16 protein-coding genes are annotated in these 14,669 nt (G+C 46.3%); 10 read left to right on the forward strand and 6 right to left on the reverse strand.

Features of this window, described 5'->3' with window-relative positions; translation table 11 throughout:
- The first annotated feature begins 425 nt into the window (after positions 1-425).
- The gene (locus tag ACWQXP_RS16845) at positions 426-1,133 is read left to right on the forward strand and encodes a DUF2490 domain-containing protein (protein WP_454064724.1); all 708 of its coding nucleotides are present in this window, start codon (positions 426-428) and stop codon (positions 1,131-1,133) included.
- 70 nt (positions 1,134-1,203) lie between these two features.
- Here ACWQXP_RS16845 and ACWQXP_RS16850 read toward each other — a convergent pair whose 3' ends face one another.
- Complete coding sequence (locus ACWQXP_RS16850) at positions 1,204-2,178, reverse strand: hypothetical protein (protein WP_454064027.1); 975 nt, start codon at positions 2,176-2,178, stop codon at positions 1,204-1,206.
- 385 nt (positions 2,179-2,563) lie between these two features.
- On the reverse strand, positions 2,564-2,962 hold the full coding sequence (locus ACWQXP_RS16855) for a response regulator (RefSeq protein ID WP_454064028.1): 399 nt from the start codon (positions 2,960-2,962) through the stop codon (positions 2,564-2,566).
- A 368-nt stretch (positions 2,963-3,330) separates the two neighbouring features.
- Between ACWQXP_RS16855 and ACWQXP_RS16860 the strand changes: the two genes are divergently transcribed.
- Positions 3,331-3,639, forward strand: coding sequence for a hypothetical protein (locus ACWQXP_RS16860; RefSeq protein WP_454064029.1), 309 nt, complete (start codon positions 3,331-3,333; stop codon positions 3,637-3,639).
- Positions 3,640-3,773: 134 nt separating this feature from the next.
- On the opposite strand, the gene ACWQXP_RS16865 is transcribed toward ACWQXP_RS16860, so the two are convergent.
- On the reverse strand, positions 3,774-4,283 hold the full coding sequence (locus ACWQXP_RS16865; protein WP_454064030.1) for a hypothetical protein: 510 nt from the start codon (positions 4,281-4,283) through the stop codon (positions 3,774-3,776).
- Between the two features lie 723 nt (positions 4,284-5,006).
- On the opposite strand from ACWQXP_RS16865, the gene ACWQXP_RS16870 reads away from it, so the two are divergent.
- The 4 genes from ACWQXP_RS16870 (at position 5,007) to ACWQXP_RS16885 (ending at position 8,783) form a co-directional block, all read left to right on the forward strand.
- Positions 5,007-5,324: a hypothetical protein gene (locus tag ACWQXP_RS16870; protein ID WP_454064031.1), complete on the forward strand. Its 318-nt coding sequence runs from the start codon at positions 5,007-5,009 to the stop codon at positions 5,322-5,324.
- A 270-nt stretch (positions 5,325-5,594) separates the two neighbouring features.
- Positions 5,595-8,090: an efflux RND transporter permease subunit gene (locus tag ACWQXP_RS16875; RefSeq protein ID WP_454064032.1), complete on the forward strand. Its 2,496-nt coding sequence runs from the start codon at positions 5,595-5,597 to the stop codon at positions 8,088-8,090.
- A gap of 54 nt (positions 8,091-8,144) precedes the next feature.
- On the forward strand, positions 8,145-8,369 hold the full coding sequence (locus tag ACWQXP_RS16880; protein WP_454064033.1) for a DUF4177 domain-containing protein: 225 nt from the start codon (positions 8,145-8,147) through the stop codon (positions 8,367-8,369).
- Positions 8,370-8,543: 174 nt separating this feature from the next.
- Positions 8,544-8,783, forward strand: coding sequence for a hypothetical protein (locus ACWQXP_RS16885; RefSeq protein ID WP_454064034.1), 240 nt, complete (start codon positions 8,544-8,546; stop codon positions 8,781-8,783).
- A gap of 301 nt (positions 8,784-9,084) precedes the next feature.
- Here ACWQXP_RS16885 and ACWQXP_RS16890 read toward each other — a convergent pair whose 3' ends face one another.
- The gene (locus tag ACWQXP_RS16890) at positions 9,085-9,423 is read right to left on the reverse strand and encodes a YegP family protein (RefSeq protein WP_454064035.1); all 339 of its coding nucleotides are present in this window, start codon (positions 9,421-9,423) and stop codon (positions 9,085-9,087) included.
- A gap of 254 nt (positions 9,424-9,677) precedes the next feature.
- On the opposite strand from ACWQXP_RS16890, the gene ACWQXP_RS16895 reads away from it, so the two are divergent.
- Together ACWQXP_RS16895 and ACWQXP_RS16900 are read left to right on the forward strand one after the other, a co-directional pair.
- Positions 9,678-10,520 carry an aldo/keto reductase family protein gene (locus ACWQXP_RS16895; RefSeq protein ID WP_454064036.1) on the forward strand — a complete coding sequence of 281 codons (843 nt, stop codon included), beginning with the start codon at positions 9,678-9,680 and terminating at the stop codon, positions 10,518-10,520.
- 23 nt (positions 10,521-10,543) lie between these two features.
- The gene (locus ACWQXP_RS16900) at positions 10,544-11,422 is read left to right on the forward strand and encodes a DNA ligase (protein WP_454064037.1); all 879 of its coding nucleotides are present in this window, start codon (positions 10,544-10,546) and stop codon (positions 11,420-11,422) included.
- Between the two features lie 29 nt (positions 11,423-11,451).
- Here the strand turns inward: ACWQXP_RS16900 and ACWQXP_RS16905 are convergent, their stop codons facing one another.
- Positions 11,452-12,021, reverse strand: a complete 570-nt coding sequence (locus ACWQXP_RS16905; RefSeq protein WP_454064038.1) for a hypothetical protein — start codon at positions 12,019-12,021, stop codon at positions 11,452-11,454.
- 89 nt (positions 12,022-12,110) lie between these two features.
- On the reverse strand, positions 12,111-13,334 hold the full coding sequence (locus ACWQXP_RS16910; protein WP_454064039.1) for a hypothetical protein: 1,224 nt from the start codon (positions 13,332-13,334) through the stop codon (positions 12,111-12,113).
- Between the two features lie 400 nt (positions 13,335-13,734).
- Between ACWQXP_RS16910 and ACWQXP_RS16915 the strand changes: the two genes are divergently transcribed.
- A complete protein-coding gene (locus ACWQXP_RS16915) occupies positions 13,735-14,091 on the forward strand; it encodes a TRL domain-containing protein (RefSeq protein ID WP_454064040.1) in 357 nt (118 codons plus the stop codon).
- Positions 14,088-14,561: a hypothetical protein gene (locus ACWQXP_RS16920; RefSeq protein WP_454064041.1), complete on the forward strand. Its 474-nt coding sequence runs from the start codon at positions 14,088-14,090 to the stop codon at positions 14,559-14,561. Before ACWQXP_RS16915 ends, ACWQXP_RS16920 begins: the two co-directional genes overlap by 4 nt.
- The last annotated feature ends 108 nt before the right edge of the window (positions 14,562-14,669 follow it).

Raw genomic sequence — 14,669 nt, forward strand, 5'->3', positions numbered from 1 at the left:
TGCGGTTGCGGTGACAGTACATGGGACTCTGACCATGTCTGACATCAATACGCGAATGCCTCACCTCTATCGTCATCTCAGAAGTTCCTTGATTTCCTAGCGTTGATGGGCATTCTTCTTTAGAGAGCTGCTTGCACTTACAGAAATATCCACGTTTGCCGTTGTGCATGGTCTTGTGATTTTACGTCAATTTCAGTAGGGAATATGTGTTTCGTGCAGAAAAAACTGATATGCCTGACTTTTAAAAAAGTTCTCGTAACCGAAAAGAATAAGGTAACTCAAAGGAATCTTTCGCCAGCAATGTTCTTGGAGACACTTCATGATCGCATGCATGGAATTGCTTGGGGATGTGTAATTGAATGGCTGATAGATTTAGAGGTTGTATCCACCAGTCGATATTTTCGAAAAGGAGAGAATCATTGAATATGCATCGGAAGTTTTTAAAGATGTTCTTTCGGTCTGTTGTGTTGGCATTTCTCGTATTTGGGAGTGTCGGTGGGGGAGTTTCACATGCAGAAACTGAGCATGACGGACAACTCTGGTTTCCTCTGTATAATCGATTTCACTTGCCAGGAAACTTCTTGGGGTGGGTTGAAGTGAATCCAAGATTTGGTGACAACGTGTCAGAAATTGATCAACTTCTTCTTCGCCCGGCGCTTGGTTATAAGCTTTCCGAGTCCTTTTCGATCTGGCAAGGGTATGCCTGGGTGACGAATTATGAACCGGGATTTCGTGATGAGCATCGTTTATATCAACAACTGAGCTATCGCCATGCCTTTACACATTTAAAGATATCTAGTCGTACACGTTTAGAGGAGCGATTCATCCGGAATGCGAGAGGTACGGCTCTTAGAGTTCGTGAAATGGTGCGTGGAGATTTTCCTATTGATTCGAACAAACAATGGGGAGTGGTGGTGTATGATGAAGTGTTTATTAATCTCAATACGCTCCTTGGTGGACCGGAGTCCGGGTTTGATCAAAATCGATTTTTTGTCGGCATGAATCACCGGTTCAATGATTCTCTCAGTGTGGATTTCGGATACCAGAATCAATCGATTAATCGAAGGCGAGGATCGGACGCCATGAATCATATAATCTTGATTCAATGGTTCATTGATTGGGGAAAGAGTTAGTAGATAGCTGCTTGAAGGGTCATCCTTTAGAATGAGAGCGTCATCCTACTTGACTCACGAAAGTTCTCGATTAGCGCCATTGCCAACTATCAGGGAGAAACGTGTATAGCTCGATCATTAAACGAGCTCCATATGTGGGGCCAAAGTCTTTTCTATTGAGCTGATCGTTCCAGGTTTCAAGAGTGAAGGGATGAGCACGAATGGCAAGTGTGTAAAAGCGTTCTTCTAGCGAATCGCCAAATACGTCTAAGAAGATGCCGGAGTCCAGTGTCACACCAACTTCAACCTCAAAAAGTGGAAAATGATCATCCCGCATCCACCCATAACTGACTGAGCCCTGTGCGATGTGTGTTTCTGGAGCTAAGGCACGAAACGCAGCCCCTTCCCATATCCGTGAGTAGCGATACATCCCTGAAAATCGCAACGGTCCAAAAACTGAAACCCACCAGGGTTTTTCTGAGCTTGATGATCCATGAAGCATTTCGATGGGTGACCATCGGCGAATACCAAGTCGTCCAAATACTTCATGATACAAACTGCCGGAGGACACTCCTAGGCCGGCAAACGCAATCCTGTCGAGCGAGCCAAGCGACATCCATTTATTCACTGACCCAGTAATCATGAAATCTGTTTGTCGTCGTTTTTCACCGACTGGGACTTTAGGAATCCTCTTCAGTCCTTCATGAACGATTTCGTTTTGGAGATATCGCGTGGGTTGATCTCGGGTTGGCCCTGCCCCAACCGTCAGGTTCGTGCTCCAACCGTTGAACTGTTCGAAATGTTCAGTCCAACTGAATGTGATTTGATTAAGGCCGATGGTTTCTCGAATGTCATTGAATCGCTCGCCTTCTCCATTAAATTCAGTAAATCGATTTAATGTGAGTCCCAATTGCAAGGTTGGGTGTTGGTCTGGATACGCGAGCCCGCCCCAATGAGCGTGCGGTGCAGGTGTTTCAGCGTAGACAATATTATAAGGCAGGAGAAAGACTATCAAGAGTGCCGATGTATATCCTATTTGACGAACATGGAGTAAAAATTTTCTCATGACGAGAGTTTGCCTATCGTGTAAAGCTCAAAAGGATCGTGTTGCGAGTGACCAGGCTCTGTTATCTCGTTGAAGGTTCTTGGTTGACGACAAACATGCATCATATACGGTATTCGGTGGTAAGAACTGTTTAATTGTGAGAAACGAGTGGGGAGGTAATGAATAGGTACAGACTTAACCCTAATTGCCTCTTATAATATTTTTATAGGGAATTGTCCAGTCATCATGTGGTTGGATACGTCAAATTAGCCCGCCCCGCTAGTGCCCTTGAAGGGCGTTGGGATCAACGGTGTTGAGAGGCCTCGAAAGGGTGGCGAGGATGCCATGCCTGCTGGAGGTTGGGAAGTGCTAGCTTTTTGCTGTGTCGAAGGTCTTTTTGTGAAGGTCAGGTTGATGAAGATTCAATGGCTTCATCCACAGTGAGAACCAGTTCTCGAAAATTACAAGGTTTATCGACAATCGCATAAGCCCCGAGTTCTAAAGCCTTCTGTTTATCTTTAGACTTCAGGACTCCACTGAGCATAATCACTGGTGGGGCCGTCCCATTTTGGTTTCCATGGAGTCGTTCGAGTAATCGTAATCCGCTGAGCACTGGCATGTGGTAGTCGGCGATAATGAGGTCCGCGTGATTTTCTTCTATCCAGGCTAATCCTGTGGCCCCATTCTCAGATTCCGCGCATTCATATCCAGCAGACTCGAGCGCTGCTCGAACAGTCCTTCGAACAGCAGGTTCATCGTCAACGATGAGGACTCGCTTTTTCCTATGTTCAGTATGACGGACCATCCTATGTGCTCGTCAAATCGTTGTGATAGGGACCATGAAGAATGCCTGCCACGTGTTTCGTTAAATATACTTTATTTTTCATGTGCTTGGCTATTCGAAACCGCATGTTCCTCTTGGTCACAAGAAGAGGGTCGATCATGTCTCGTAAATTTCGATTAGCAAACTGCCTAAGTTTTGAGCAAATGCGTGAAGAGAGTTCGCCCGTAGCGATGAAGAATTGTTACTCCTAAATTTCCAACAGGGTCATTGGTCGTGGGGGAAGTTTTTGAAACCTATTTATCCAAAAGCAGACAAATGTGTGCGAGACGACCAGCAATGTTTATCATGGTTGTTCAATTTGTGATTTCTTCATGGCAGGCATGGCTGTGATGAGGAATCATATTAAATATCGAGTCGAGCATCGAATCAAGATTTATCCGCAGTGGTTTTGGCCTCTTGTGGTGATGACGCTGCTGAACAGCAGTTGTGCCAGCGTTGATTTCGGATTGTACAAACCTGGAGGAACAGAGGAAGACTTTAGTCGCGATGAAACTGAATGCCGGAGAAGTCTGGGGTTGGGAGGAGAGAGTCGTATCGATCCTTCGCAGATCCTAGTCTTCTTTATCCCACGCTATAAAGATGAAGTGAGAGACTGTCTGCAAAAAAAAGGGTGGAGTTTACGTCCACAAGGGATGTAAGCCGTAGGGTACGCTTCAGGATAAACTGGTTTTGTTCAATCATTCCCAATCTCTTACATGACTCACATCTTGTTTATTGGTCCAGGCACCACCATCTACTCACATTGAGGTAGACGTGAGTGTGAAAGAGAATCTTAGAAGCCTGCTGACTGAGTGAGTTGGTTCTTTTCATAGATGTGATACGGCACAATATCACAGGGAGATCCATCACCTTGTTGATCAATCCACATATCAAATGCTCCGTCACGATCGCCATCTTCCCAATATAATAGAGGGTACTCTTTGGTTTCGACGACGGTATTCCAATATTCGTTGTATTCTGAAATCACAATCTGACGGGCGGTTTTGTAATCGATGGTTCCATTTTGCTGCAAAGAATACGATCTCGTATACAAGCCCGTGATGATATTGACATCTTCGTTGACTAGGAAATCTTCTTCTGGTTCTGGGTGTAAGGTCTTGCGAACGGACGTCCACGTCTGCGTGTCCGATGTATGGACCCAAGCACATTGATTGTGACGATCGTATGAATCATCCGGTCCGGCCCGTGCTGACTCCAGCCCTTGGACGGCGGTGACCAATATGACTCCAAAGAATATTCCGATGAAGGTGTCGAAATGTTTTTTATGATTTGACTGTCTCATGATGCTGTCCTTCCTTTAACGAATATGCAGATCTTGGTGTATGTCATCGTAGTCTGAAACTTGATGCGCGCTAATGTATGTACAGAGCAACCCATGTGCCAAGAAGTGTTGAGGCATTCTGTGTGTGGGAGGTAGGAGATACGTTCGGGTTGGTCAAGCAGGGACGATGGGCGCCGCGAATGCGAAGGTATGGTGAAAATTCTTACACGCTTGTGACCTAAATTTCCTTTCAACTCTCAGTGGTTTATGTAATGGATCGGTCAAGGAACGCTGCAGCTTTTATGATTGTTTTTCCCAGCAGAATAGATCCATATCTTTATGCTACAGAAGGAATTGCTCTCATTAGTTATGGGGGCAAGATGATTTATCTTCAGTGTTTGACTATTTGACTGATTCATTATTCATGTCACTGGAATATCTGTTGTCATACGAGAGTGTATCTGATTCGATACAACTGCTGTCCCAATGAGAGATGACAATCTCTACTTTGTAGACATTCAATATAGCGTATTTCGGCATAGCGGTATCGTGATGAAGAGAATTTCAGAATTTGTGGAAGTCGAGTGAGATCCGCTCAAGTGGTTCACTTTATGCACTTGTAAGGAAACACCTGTGACGAGGACGGTGGGGTTAACACAATATCTGCCCCTCTCGTTTCAAAATGCCATGCCGCATTGGTGAGTAATACAACATGAATTATCCACCTACTCTGTGAGGGACATCATGTTTTCCACACTTATACCCTGCTTATTTGCTGCCTATCTGTATGGTGGGACAACGATGACAGCATATGATTACAAGCCTGTTCACATTGCTCCGCAGGAATGTCAATTCAAGGCCTATATTTCGGATGACAAAAATTTGACACTGATCCTGCTCAAGCCGAGCCTGGCCGCAACGACGGAGGCTCAAATTCGTGTCGAAATCCCCATGCCGAAAAGTGATGGCTGGAAGCGATTTCAATACTGGTGGGGGTCTGACCGTGCCTATATTGAAGGCAAAGAAGTGTTCATTAAGCATGGACCCGTTAGTGTATATTAGGAGTGACTGGACAGTATCGGGTTCAGAAAATATTCTCATTTATTTGTGTCAAGATTCCCTGTTTTGAGCAATGTTCTGTTACAGTAAACTCTCCAGCATGTATGCTCTCTTAGCCGTTTCTGTTGTTCATCCGTCATTGAGGATGGCAAGGTGTGGGTAAAGAATGCAGTCTGCGTTCTCAAGTTTGAACTCTTAGGGTCGTGTGTGCTCCGCCTTTTTTCTCTTTAAAATTTCATTAACTCCAAGAAGAGGGCTTAGATTTTCGCTTCTATGATTTCTACGTTCGTGAGGTTCTACAAAAAGACTGTCATTGAAAAGCCGTGGTTCGCATTAACGGCGGTCTTTCTGCTTTTCTCTTTTTTCATCGTATACAGTACTGATCTTAAACTTGATGCTTCATCGGAATCGATCGTGTTGGAAAACGATCAAGACTTGAAATATTACCGTTCAACCCTCAACACCTATGGGTCAGATGACTTTCTCATCATTACCTACTCGCCTAAAGCGGACTTGTTTTCAGAAACGTCTCTTGCGCAACTCAAGGCACTGCGTGATGTATTGTCGAAACTCAAACGCGTAGAGTCCGTGGTGACCATCTTAGATGTGCCGTTACTCAATAGTCCGAAAGTCACGATTTCCGATCTGACAGATGGAGCGCCGATTCGAACGCTGGAAACGCCTGGAGTCGATATCGAGCTGGCTCGTCAGGAATTCTTGGAAAGCCCCATTTATCAAAACAATCTCGTCAGCCCTGATGGACGAACAACAGTGCTTCAGGTCAATTTTAAAACGAATGAACAGTACCAGAATCTGCTTAATGCGAGAAATCAGCTTCGAGAAAAGAACGTGGCCTCGGGGCTATCGGCTGAAGAGCAAAGCAAGCTCCAAGCCCTGTCTGTCGAATTTGCTGATGCCCACGCACAAATCGTCGATATGCAAAGTTCGAACGTTCGGCACATACGGGAAATTATGGAACCATTCCGTGATCAGGCTCAACTGTATCTCGGCGGAGTTCAGATGATCACGTCGGATATGATTAGCTTTATTGAACACGATATTGTCGTATTTGGATTTGGGGTGACTGGTCTCTTGATATGTGCGTTAGCGCTGTTTTTTCGAAAAATTAGGTGGGTGCTTATTCCGATGTCGTCATGTCTGATTTCTGTCTGTCTTATGGTGGGGTTACTTGGATTTTTTGACTGGCATGTGACGGTGATTTCGTCAAACTTTACCTCGCTGCTGCTCATTGTCACCATGTCGTTGAGCATTCATCTGATTGTGCGATATCGGATTTTCCGTGAACAGCAACCGGCAGAGAGTCAGAAAGCTATTGTCTTCGAGACGATGAACACGATGCTCATGCCGTCGTTCTTTACCGCGATGACCACGATTGTGGCCTTTTGTTCTCTCGTCGTCAGTAATATCAGGCCGGTCATTGATTTTGGTTGGATGATGACGATGGGCATTGCCGTGGCCTTTGTCCTCAATTTTATCTATTTCCCGTCCGTCTTATCCCTCCTTCAACCTGAGAAGATTGTTGCACGGCGGGACTTAACCAGAAGATTCACTGCTAGCATTGCGTCATGGACACTTGATCATGCGAAGTTGGTGATTGTTGGGTGTGCCGTTCTCGTTTTCCTTGGAATTATGGGTATTTTGAAATTAGAAGTGGAGAACCGATTTATTGACCACTTTAAAAGTTCGACCGAAATTTATCAGGGCATGGAATTGATCGACTCACAATTAGGCGGGACGATTCCTCTTGATATTATCATTGAAGCGGATGATGAATTTTATGCGTCACAAGGGAAAGGCCAGGAACAAGATGATCCGTTTGACGATCCCTTTGCCGAAGAAGGAAATACTGAAAAAATTACCTATTGGTTTAATGGTGATCGGTTAGCGGTGGTCGAAGAAATCCATGATTACTTAGAGCAGCTGCCTGAAGTTGGGAAAGTTCTCTCGATCGCCACCGGCATGAAAGTGTTTAAACAACTCAACGATCAGAAAATTCCAGAGGATTATGAATTAGCTGTTCTACGAAAATGGACCCCAGACGATGTGAAGGACGCATTAATGAATCCCTACCTCTCTCCCGATGGGAATGAGGTTCGAATTAGCATGCGTCTTATTGAATCGGCGCCTACGCTTAAACGAAAACAACTCATTGAACAGATTAAATCCTATCTTATTGATGAGATGGAATTCTCTGAAAAGAATGTACATCTGACGGGAATGGCCGTACTCTATAATAATTTACTTCAGAGTCTCTATACATCTCAGATTCTGACATTGGGAGTGGTGTTTGTCAGTATTTTGGTGATGTTTATGATTGCCTTTCGTAATCTAGCTATTTCTCTCATTGCCATCGTTCCCAATATTCTAGCGGCGGGGGTCGTGTTGGGAGTCATGGGTTGGCTTGGTATTCCGCTGGATATGATGACCATTACCATTGCGGCCATTGCCATTGGTATCGGAGTGGACGACACCATTCATTATGTTCACCGGTTTCAAGTGGAGTATCCCACCTATCAGAATTATCGAGAAACAATCAAAGCCTGTCATAATAGTATCGGTATCGCGATGTACTATACGTCACTCATTATTACAGCGGGCTTTTCAATCTTGGCTTTTTCAAGTTTTATTCCAACGATTTATTTTGGTGTGTTGACAGGGGTGGCCATGCTCACGGCACTCATGAGCAATCTCACATTACTTGCGGCATTGCTTCTTGTGTGGAAACCGCTAGGGCCAGAGGCCGGTTAAAGTCTAATGCAGGATATTGTGCGTTGACGGGTTTTAACTAGGAAATCAGGTGCTATGGCGATTGCTCGTGAGTACAAGGTTGAAGTGATTACGGAAGGCGTTCTGGGCAGCTTACTGTTCGGGGCCAGTAAATTACCGATCGAAAGAATGGAAGAACGCATGAATGAACTCGGTCGGCAGGGTTGGGAAGTGACATTTATGGTGATCGAAAAGAAACGACTTCTGTTATTCTGGGAACGTGAGGCGGCCGTTATTACGTTCTCACGTGCACGCTCATGAGAGGCTTCGATCCCCTTTCTTCCAATAGTGAAAAGGGATGGGCACATGCGGATGATTCTCAATAGGTGCTATAGCCGTTTCAGTTATACCGAAACGAGCAAGCGCTAACTTGTACAATTTTGATATCCAATACGTGAGAGAAACCGTCAATCATTGTCAGTTATAGCCGATTCAATGATTTTTCGTACTCTTGAAACATTGGATATCGCGTTGAAAGTCCTCATGGTTGAGCTGGAGCGTATTTGTATTCGCTATAATCCAAGCTGGTATAACCTTCCAATGTTTGAAGTGAGTCATCACGCGGGCTTGGCGGCCTCAAGTCTATACCTCAAAGGCAAGACCGCGTTGGACGTCGGCTCCCTATTGAGGTTACGTAGGATCACACAACAATCGTCGCTACTAGGACACCTGTAACCCTCATGGTTCGTCTGCCGAGTGCGTCTCAGTAAGAGTTGGACTGACAAAGAGCACTGGTGTGATACGCGTTCGTGTCCTAGGCCATCTATGAGCACAATAGTGAGTGACCCTAACGATTCTCAGTAAAAATTGAACATACAAGGCCCGTAGTCCATTGGGCGTTCGTGGTCTAGGGCCACTATGACCACTATAGTGAGTGACTCTAGCGATTCTCAGTAAAGATTGAAACGTCAAGGTCAATAGTGTGTTGAGCGTTCGTGTCCTAGGCACCACTAGAACTTATTTGGATTCGCTATAGTCAAGCCAATTCAATCACGGCGGCAGGTGCAGCCGTCATCACGGCCTGAATACTCTTCTTCATTGAGGGTTTCGAGGCATACATTTCGCTCTTACCGATCGGCTGCATGTTCTTGGCAATCAAGACAAAGTAGTGTTTCCCGTTCTTTGCAACCTTCTCTTCGTATTGCTTGGACAGCTTCGCGTTGGTTTTGACTGACGTGATGGCCCGACGAGCACCCGATGGTGAATGATAGCCTTGGCTCGCGAGAATAATTTCTCCACTCCGAGCCTTTAAGCGAAAATACGCTTTCCCATTCTTTCCCTTAAACACTTCAAACTTCGGGTGCTTCATAGCCATAGGAATTCTCCTTTGATTGAACAGGTGAGATAATGGACCGTACCTAAGCAAGCGTTGAAATCTATTGTGCCATGATCATGCGTAATTTCAAAGCCCTGATGTACGGAGCGCACGCTTCTTTCACTTGACCTCGACTCCGGCGAAATCAGATACTTGTGTTCGATGATGAATGAAACTTTTATCGATGCGTGAGGGTTTTGTCGTCCAAGACATGTCGAACGTCATCTGATCAAGTTAACACGAATGGAGGACTCATGAGTGTATGTACAGCCTATAATGATGTCACGGTTCCGTCGTTCATGTATGGAACCGCGTGGAAAAAAGATGCCACGGCTCAACTTGTGCAGTTAGCTGTGACATCAGGTTTTAAGGCGATTGATACAGCCAATCAGATTATTCATTATCAGGAAGCCTTAGTGGGTGAGGCCTTATTGGCGTTGGCCGAGCAAGGAGTCCAACGGGAGACGCTCTTCTTGCAAACTAAATTTACGCCTGTCGGCGGACAAGATCATCGGACACCCTATGATGTTTCTACCGACATCACCACACAGGTCACACAATCCTTTCAGAGTTCGTTAGAGCATCTGCATACGGAGTACGTCGATTCGTATGTCTTGCATGGACCCTATTCCCGCGGAGGGTTAGGTGCAGAAGATTGGGAAGTCTGGGCGGCTCTCCAGAACATCTACCAATCAGGAAAAGCCAGGATCATTGGTGTGAGTAATGTGAATGCCGGACAGCTTCGTCTGCTCTGCGAGAAAGCGGAAAACAAACCCATGATCGTGCAGAATCGATGCTACGCCGTATTGGGTTGGGATAAAGAAGTCAGAGAAATCTGTGAAGCTCACAAGATCATCTACCAAGGGTTTTCGTTGTTGACGGCCAATCAGGATATTTGGGCCGATCCTCAGCTTAGAACCATCGCTGAGCGGTTAGGAACTGGCCCCGCACAAGTGATTTTTCGATTTGCGCAGCAAATTGGCATGCTTCCGTTAACCGGTACGACGAATCAGCAACATATGAAAGAGGATCTCGATATCGAGCGGTTTGAACTCTCCACGGAGGAAGTCCAGAGTATCGAAATGATTGCTGTTTGATTTACCCAGTCGTCTCTCAATGTATGATACCTCTTGCACGATGTCATCGTCCGCTAGCGAATGTCTTGTTAGCGTTAGCGGTACTCTTCGTTGGTGTTCTGTTTTGGTCAGTCGCTGAGGCCATAGATAAGCCGTCGGTGATGTTGGCTGAAGTGTATCAGCAAGGGGTTGATGTCAGTCAGTATTGGGTGAGTGAAAAACTTGATGGGGTGCGAGTTCGCTGGGATGGAAATCATCTCATTTCACGAGGCGGACATGCATTTGCGGCTCCCGCCTGGTTTATCGCCGACCTTCCGAATATCTCGTTGGATGGCGAGCTCTGGATAGCACGAGGACGATATGAAGAGACCTCTTCGATTGTGAGAAAACACATGCCTCATGAAGGGTGGCGAGATATTCGTTTGATGATGTTTGATCTGCCTGAGCATGGTGGCACCTTTGATCAGCGAGTGAGTGCGATGAAGCGTCTGGTAGAGCCCACGCATTCCCCGTTTCTCGTCATGATTGAGCAGCAAACGATAAAGAATGAAGAAGAATTACAACAGCGGCTAACAGAAGTTCTTGACCAAGGCGGAGAAGGCTTGATGCTTCATCGAAAGACGGCTCGGTATGCGAGTGGTCGAACGCACGATGTGCTGAAGCTGAAGCCGTTTATGGATGCCGAAGCGACGGTGATTGGATATCGGCCAGGCAAAGGTCAGTTTGCTGGACAAGTGGGGTCACTCAAAGTCCGTACCGATGAAGGCGTAGATTTGTATGTCGGGAGTGGACTCACGAATGAACAACGAAGCCATCCGCCGCCCTTGCAAAGCCGAATCACGTTTCGCTATCAAGGGTTGACAAAAAATGGTGTTCCCCGCTTTCCGGTATTTTTGCGAATTCGAAATGAACAACCCGAGTAATGCCGAGTCAGTTTCCCGGTTTTGCGAAGCTAATAGCCTTCCCGCTTTATATGTCGATTGGTGAGAGTCACGTTGTCCCGTCCGCATGTCCTTGTGAGCAAGCGATGATGGGAGACCGAATCGGTTGCTGCATCTAGACTCATTTGCTGACAGAGCTGTATCGTGTAAATCAGTGAGACTGCAGTTTTGATTAAGGCAAATCCGTAATCATAGTGATCGGCTTCTTCTTGAGACAGACGTTTTCCGCTCAAGACTTTGATCGCTTCAACGCTAAATGGCGTAGACTCCCATTCTGTCCGTTGTAGCTTCAAGAGGCTGGTGGGATCTGCGGGTTTGGTACTGTTGCCTTGACGGTCTTGGGCAAATGTCACGAGCCCTCGCTGAAATTGCTGGTTACCCGTTAACGCTTCATGAAAAGACGATCGCCACAGTTGATCAGCTAAATCTCGGTCGACGGCTTCGACAACGTCCAGACTCATAGTTCCACTCACTGAATGTCCCTGAACAATTCGGCCGGCGTTCAGCAGTTCCGGATAGTCATCGCCCATTCGGTCAGGGAACGCGAGCGTCCCCATCATCGGTGACAACTGCAAGGCCATATAATCTCGGAAATGGATGTGCTGGTACTCTGTTAACAGCTGACGCAGGGTGCGTTCATGGCAGAGATGGAAAGGGTAGAAGAGAACGTTCAAGATACAGGTGACGCACGGCTGATCAACGTTGAAGATTGCTCGTGTATAAGGCGGGCTCCTTGACGGCAATCCTGAATATACTGAGTTTCTGACCGGGCACAGGCTTGAGTCCGCTGCTGGGGTTCTGCATAGAGGACGAGCAGTTCCTCTCCTATGGCGTTGTGACAATCTTGCTTATGTTGTTCGGGAGCTTGTCGACAAAATTCAAAGGCGTTGTCCGAGGCTCGACCAGAAACGTTCAGGAAATTCTTAACGACACCTATGAAACAACGATTTTGGTTTGTGGCCGCTCCCAACTGACAGAGACGAATCGACTCGTCAATATTTCGCAGCGTGTGACCGGATATGTCTCGTCCCATACTTTGGTAGCAGGTTGGCTTCATGCCTTCCGGCGCGGTATCGCATACACCAAACCCTTTAGCAAAATCGTACTGCGTAAGGTGTAAAATAATAGAGGTTTGCATCATGTAGCATTCTCGCAAATACTTCTCATCGAGTTCAGAACATGGATACAAAGGGTTCTTCGGGTCGACGAGTTTAGTTTTGTGGTGCTGGGCCTCCTTTCCATGATGTCCGCTATGTTGTTGCGAACCATTAATGCCCGTGACCACGCCTTCCATGAAGACTCCGCCGTAACAGGATTGTTGATCCCAAGCCGTGTTTAACGTGTCGCACAGGGCTAACGCCTGTTTAATGTCATGATTGAGATGCATCGTCAGGCCATGCCCTAAGCCATGAAAGCAATTGAAGTACGCGAACCGACCCTTTTCTTTCTCAAGATTGGGGCTGCAAATGGCGACGACATCGTCTGATTGAATACGCGGCTTACTGGTGAGATAGGCTTCCAGTGCACCATGATAACAGCCTGATTGGTGAGCGGGCGTGCATTGGGTCATCACTGTCGTGACGTCTTTGAGGTGGTGATAAGACATTCGTCCAACATAATGGGTGAGATTATGGGCTTCACGTAAGGCCACGAGGTCCTTCCCGACGATTTCCTCGATCAGATGAAGTGCCTGTTCGGTCCCCTGTGTTGTTAATACGGTTTCTAATTTATTTTTGTAGCAGGGAATATTACCCTGACAGGTTTCGGGGTGAGGTGTGCGTGAATCTGCTGGCTGTTGTGGTTGAGGTGTGATATGAAGGTGTTTCGGCTGCGTTGAGGAATCAGCTTGTTCTTTGATGTCTGTTGCGTGACTTGTTTCTATGTGAGGTAGCATGCCTCCTATGGACAAGAGAACTCCGAGGCACCACGCCAGTCGTCGAGGCCAAATATTGGTCGATCGATGGCTTCTGCTTCTTTTGGAGTTCATGTGTGTTCTATCGAATTAGAAATTTGTCCTGCTGCATGACTGAGGCCAATAAGAATCTCAAATTTGACATGGGAAGTGTTGGGAGTCAAGTGCTTGTGAAGATGAAGCCGTATTCACATGGTTCATTTACTAAATTACTTAGTCATATAGTGTAGAAGGATTTTAAAATTGGACTTTCTTCAGTCCCGTTTCTCAATTAAGCTAGGAAGCACTCCAGCGATATGTAGGAAGGGATGTCGGGGACAACATCAGGTGAACGGCCAAGTCGGAATGATGAAATGATTTTATATTTTGGAGGTTCTGCATCATGCTGAAACGACAATTGACACAAATGTTTGTCATCTTGAGTGCATCGATGTTTCTAAGTGGGTGTCTATACACCGATATTCAGGTGCCGAGAGCGTATCGTTCGGCAAGTCCGATCGATGTAAAAGCCAAAGCCACAGATAACGTGGTGATTGGGGAAAGTTGTAATCGAGCCGTGTTATTTTTAGTGGCCTGGGGTAATGGCGGATATGTGGGAGCTATCAAGAATGCCTTGGCGAACGAACCCACTGGTTCCATTCTTTATGATGTGCATGTCGATGTCAAAGCCACGGCGTATGTCTTTGGCTTGTATACGCAGACATGTACTGTCGTGACGGGAAAAGTGGGCTCCGTATGAAAGTCGTTCTCATGCTGATGGGGCTGTGTGTGCTTGCCTCTGGATGTTCCCCGTTGCAACGATCGGCCTACGAAGCTCGTTCTGGCCTGATTTTTGTTGGAGGATTCGTGTTGTATTATGACTCTGAGGCACCGCTATCCTATCAAACCCTAACGCACAATGAGAGGCCTGACGATGTGGTTTCAGTAGGAGAAGTCATGGGCGATAGTTGTCAGCATGGGCTCTCCATTCCCATTATCTTTTCCGCGACAGACCGTCTGAGTGTTTCAGGGGCTAAGGGGGACGGAAGTTACAAGAAAGCACTGCTCCATATCAAAGAGCAGCATCCAGATCTAATAGGATTATATGATGTCAAGGTGGATGTGCATAAATGGTCCATTTTGACGTACAGCCGGGAATGTACGGTTGTGGTGGCTCAAGGGTTTACACGCTCATCCGCCGATGAGTCACTTCGGATATCTTTCAAGTGAAAGAAAAGGCGTATTTCGTAAGAAGAATCTTTTGTCTTTTCTTCACGAGATACGCTTCACGAGCAACGAGCGACAATTCAGGAACGACATACCTGCACCGTCGCTGGA

It is taken from the genome of Candidatus Nitrospira salsa, assembly GCF_965152625.1.

Bases quoted from the DNA above. Each gene is read 5' to 3' on its own strand.
- ACWQXP_RS16845 (WP_454064724.1), top strand. From the start codon at position 426: ATGCATCGGAAGTTTTTAAAGATGTTCTTTCGGTCTGTTGTGTTGGCA.
- ACWQXP_RS16850 (WP_454064027.1), bottom strand. From the start codon at position 2,178: ATGAGAAAATTTTTACTCCATGTTCGTCAAATAGGATATACATCGGCA.
- ACWQXP_RS16855 (WP_454064028.1), bottom strand. From the start codon at position 2,962: ATGGTCCGTCATACTGAACATAGGAAAAAGCGAGTCCTCATCGTTGAC.
- ACWQXP_RS16860 (WP_454064029.1), top strand. From the start codon at position 3,331: ATGAGGAATCATATTAAATATCGAGTCGAGCATCGAATCAAGATTTAT.
- ACWQXP_RS16865 (WP_454064030.1), bottom strand. From the start codon at position 4,283: ATGAGACAGTCAAATCATAAAAAACATTTCGACACCTTCATCGGAATA.
- ACWQXP_RS16870 (WP_454064031.1), top strand. From the start codon at position 5,007: ATGTTTTCCACACTTATACCCTGCTTATTTGCTGCCTATCTGTATGGT.
- ACWQXP_RS16875 (WP_454064032.1), top strand. From the start codon at position 5,595: ATGATTTCTACGTTCGTGAGGTTCTACAAAAAGACTGTCATTGAAAAG.
- ACWQXP_RS16880 (WP_454064033.1), top strand. From the start codon at position 8,145: ATGGCGATTGCTCGTGAGTACAAGGTTGAAGTGATTACGGAAGGCGTT.
- ACWQXP_RS16885 (WP_454064034.1), top strand. From the start codon at position 8,544: ATGATTTTTCGTACTCTTGAAACATTGGATATCGCGTTGAAAGTCCTC.
- ACWQXP_RS16890 (WP_454064035.1), bottom strand. From the start codon at position 9,423: ATGGCTATGAAGCACCCGAAGTTTGAAGTGTTTAAGGGAAAGAATGGG.
- ACWQXP_RS16895 (WP_454064036.1), top strand. From the start codon at position 9,678: ATGAGTGTATGTACAGCCTATAATGATGTCACGGTTCCGTCGTTCATG.
- ACWQXP_RS16900 (WP_454064037.1), top strand. From the start codon at position 10,544: ATGATACCTCTTGCACGATGTCATCGTCCGCTAGCGAATGTCTTGTTA.
- ACWQXP_RS16905 (WP_454064038.1), bottom strand. From the start codon at position 12,021: ATGGCCTTGCAGTTGTCACCGATGATGGGGACGCTCGCGTTCCCTGAC.
- ACWQXP_RS16910 (WP_454064039.1), bottom strand. From the start codon at position 13,334: ATGCTACCTCACATAGAAACAAGTCACGCAACAGACATCAAAGAACAA.
- ACWQXP_RS16915 (WP_454064040.1), top strand. From the start codon at position 13,735: ATGCTGAAACGACAATTGACACAAATGTTTGTCATCTTGAGTGCATCG.
- ACWQXP_RS16920 (WP_454064041.1), top strand. From the start codon at position 14,088: ATGAAAGTCGTTCTCATGCTGATGGGGCTGTGTGTGCTTGCCTCTGGA.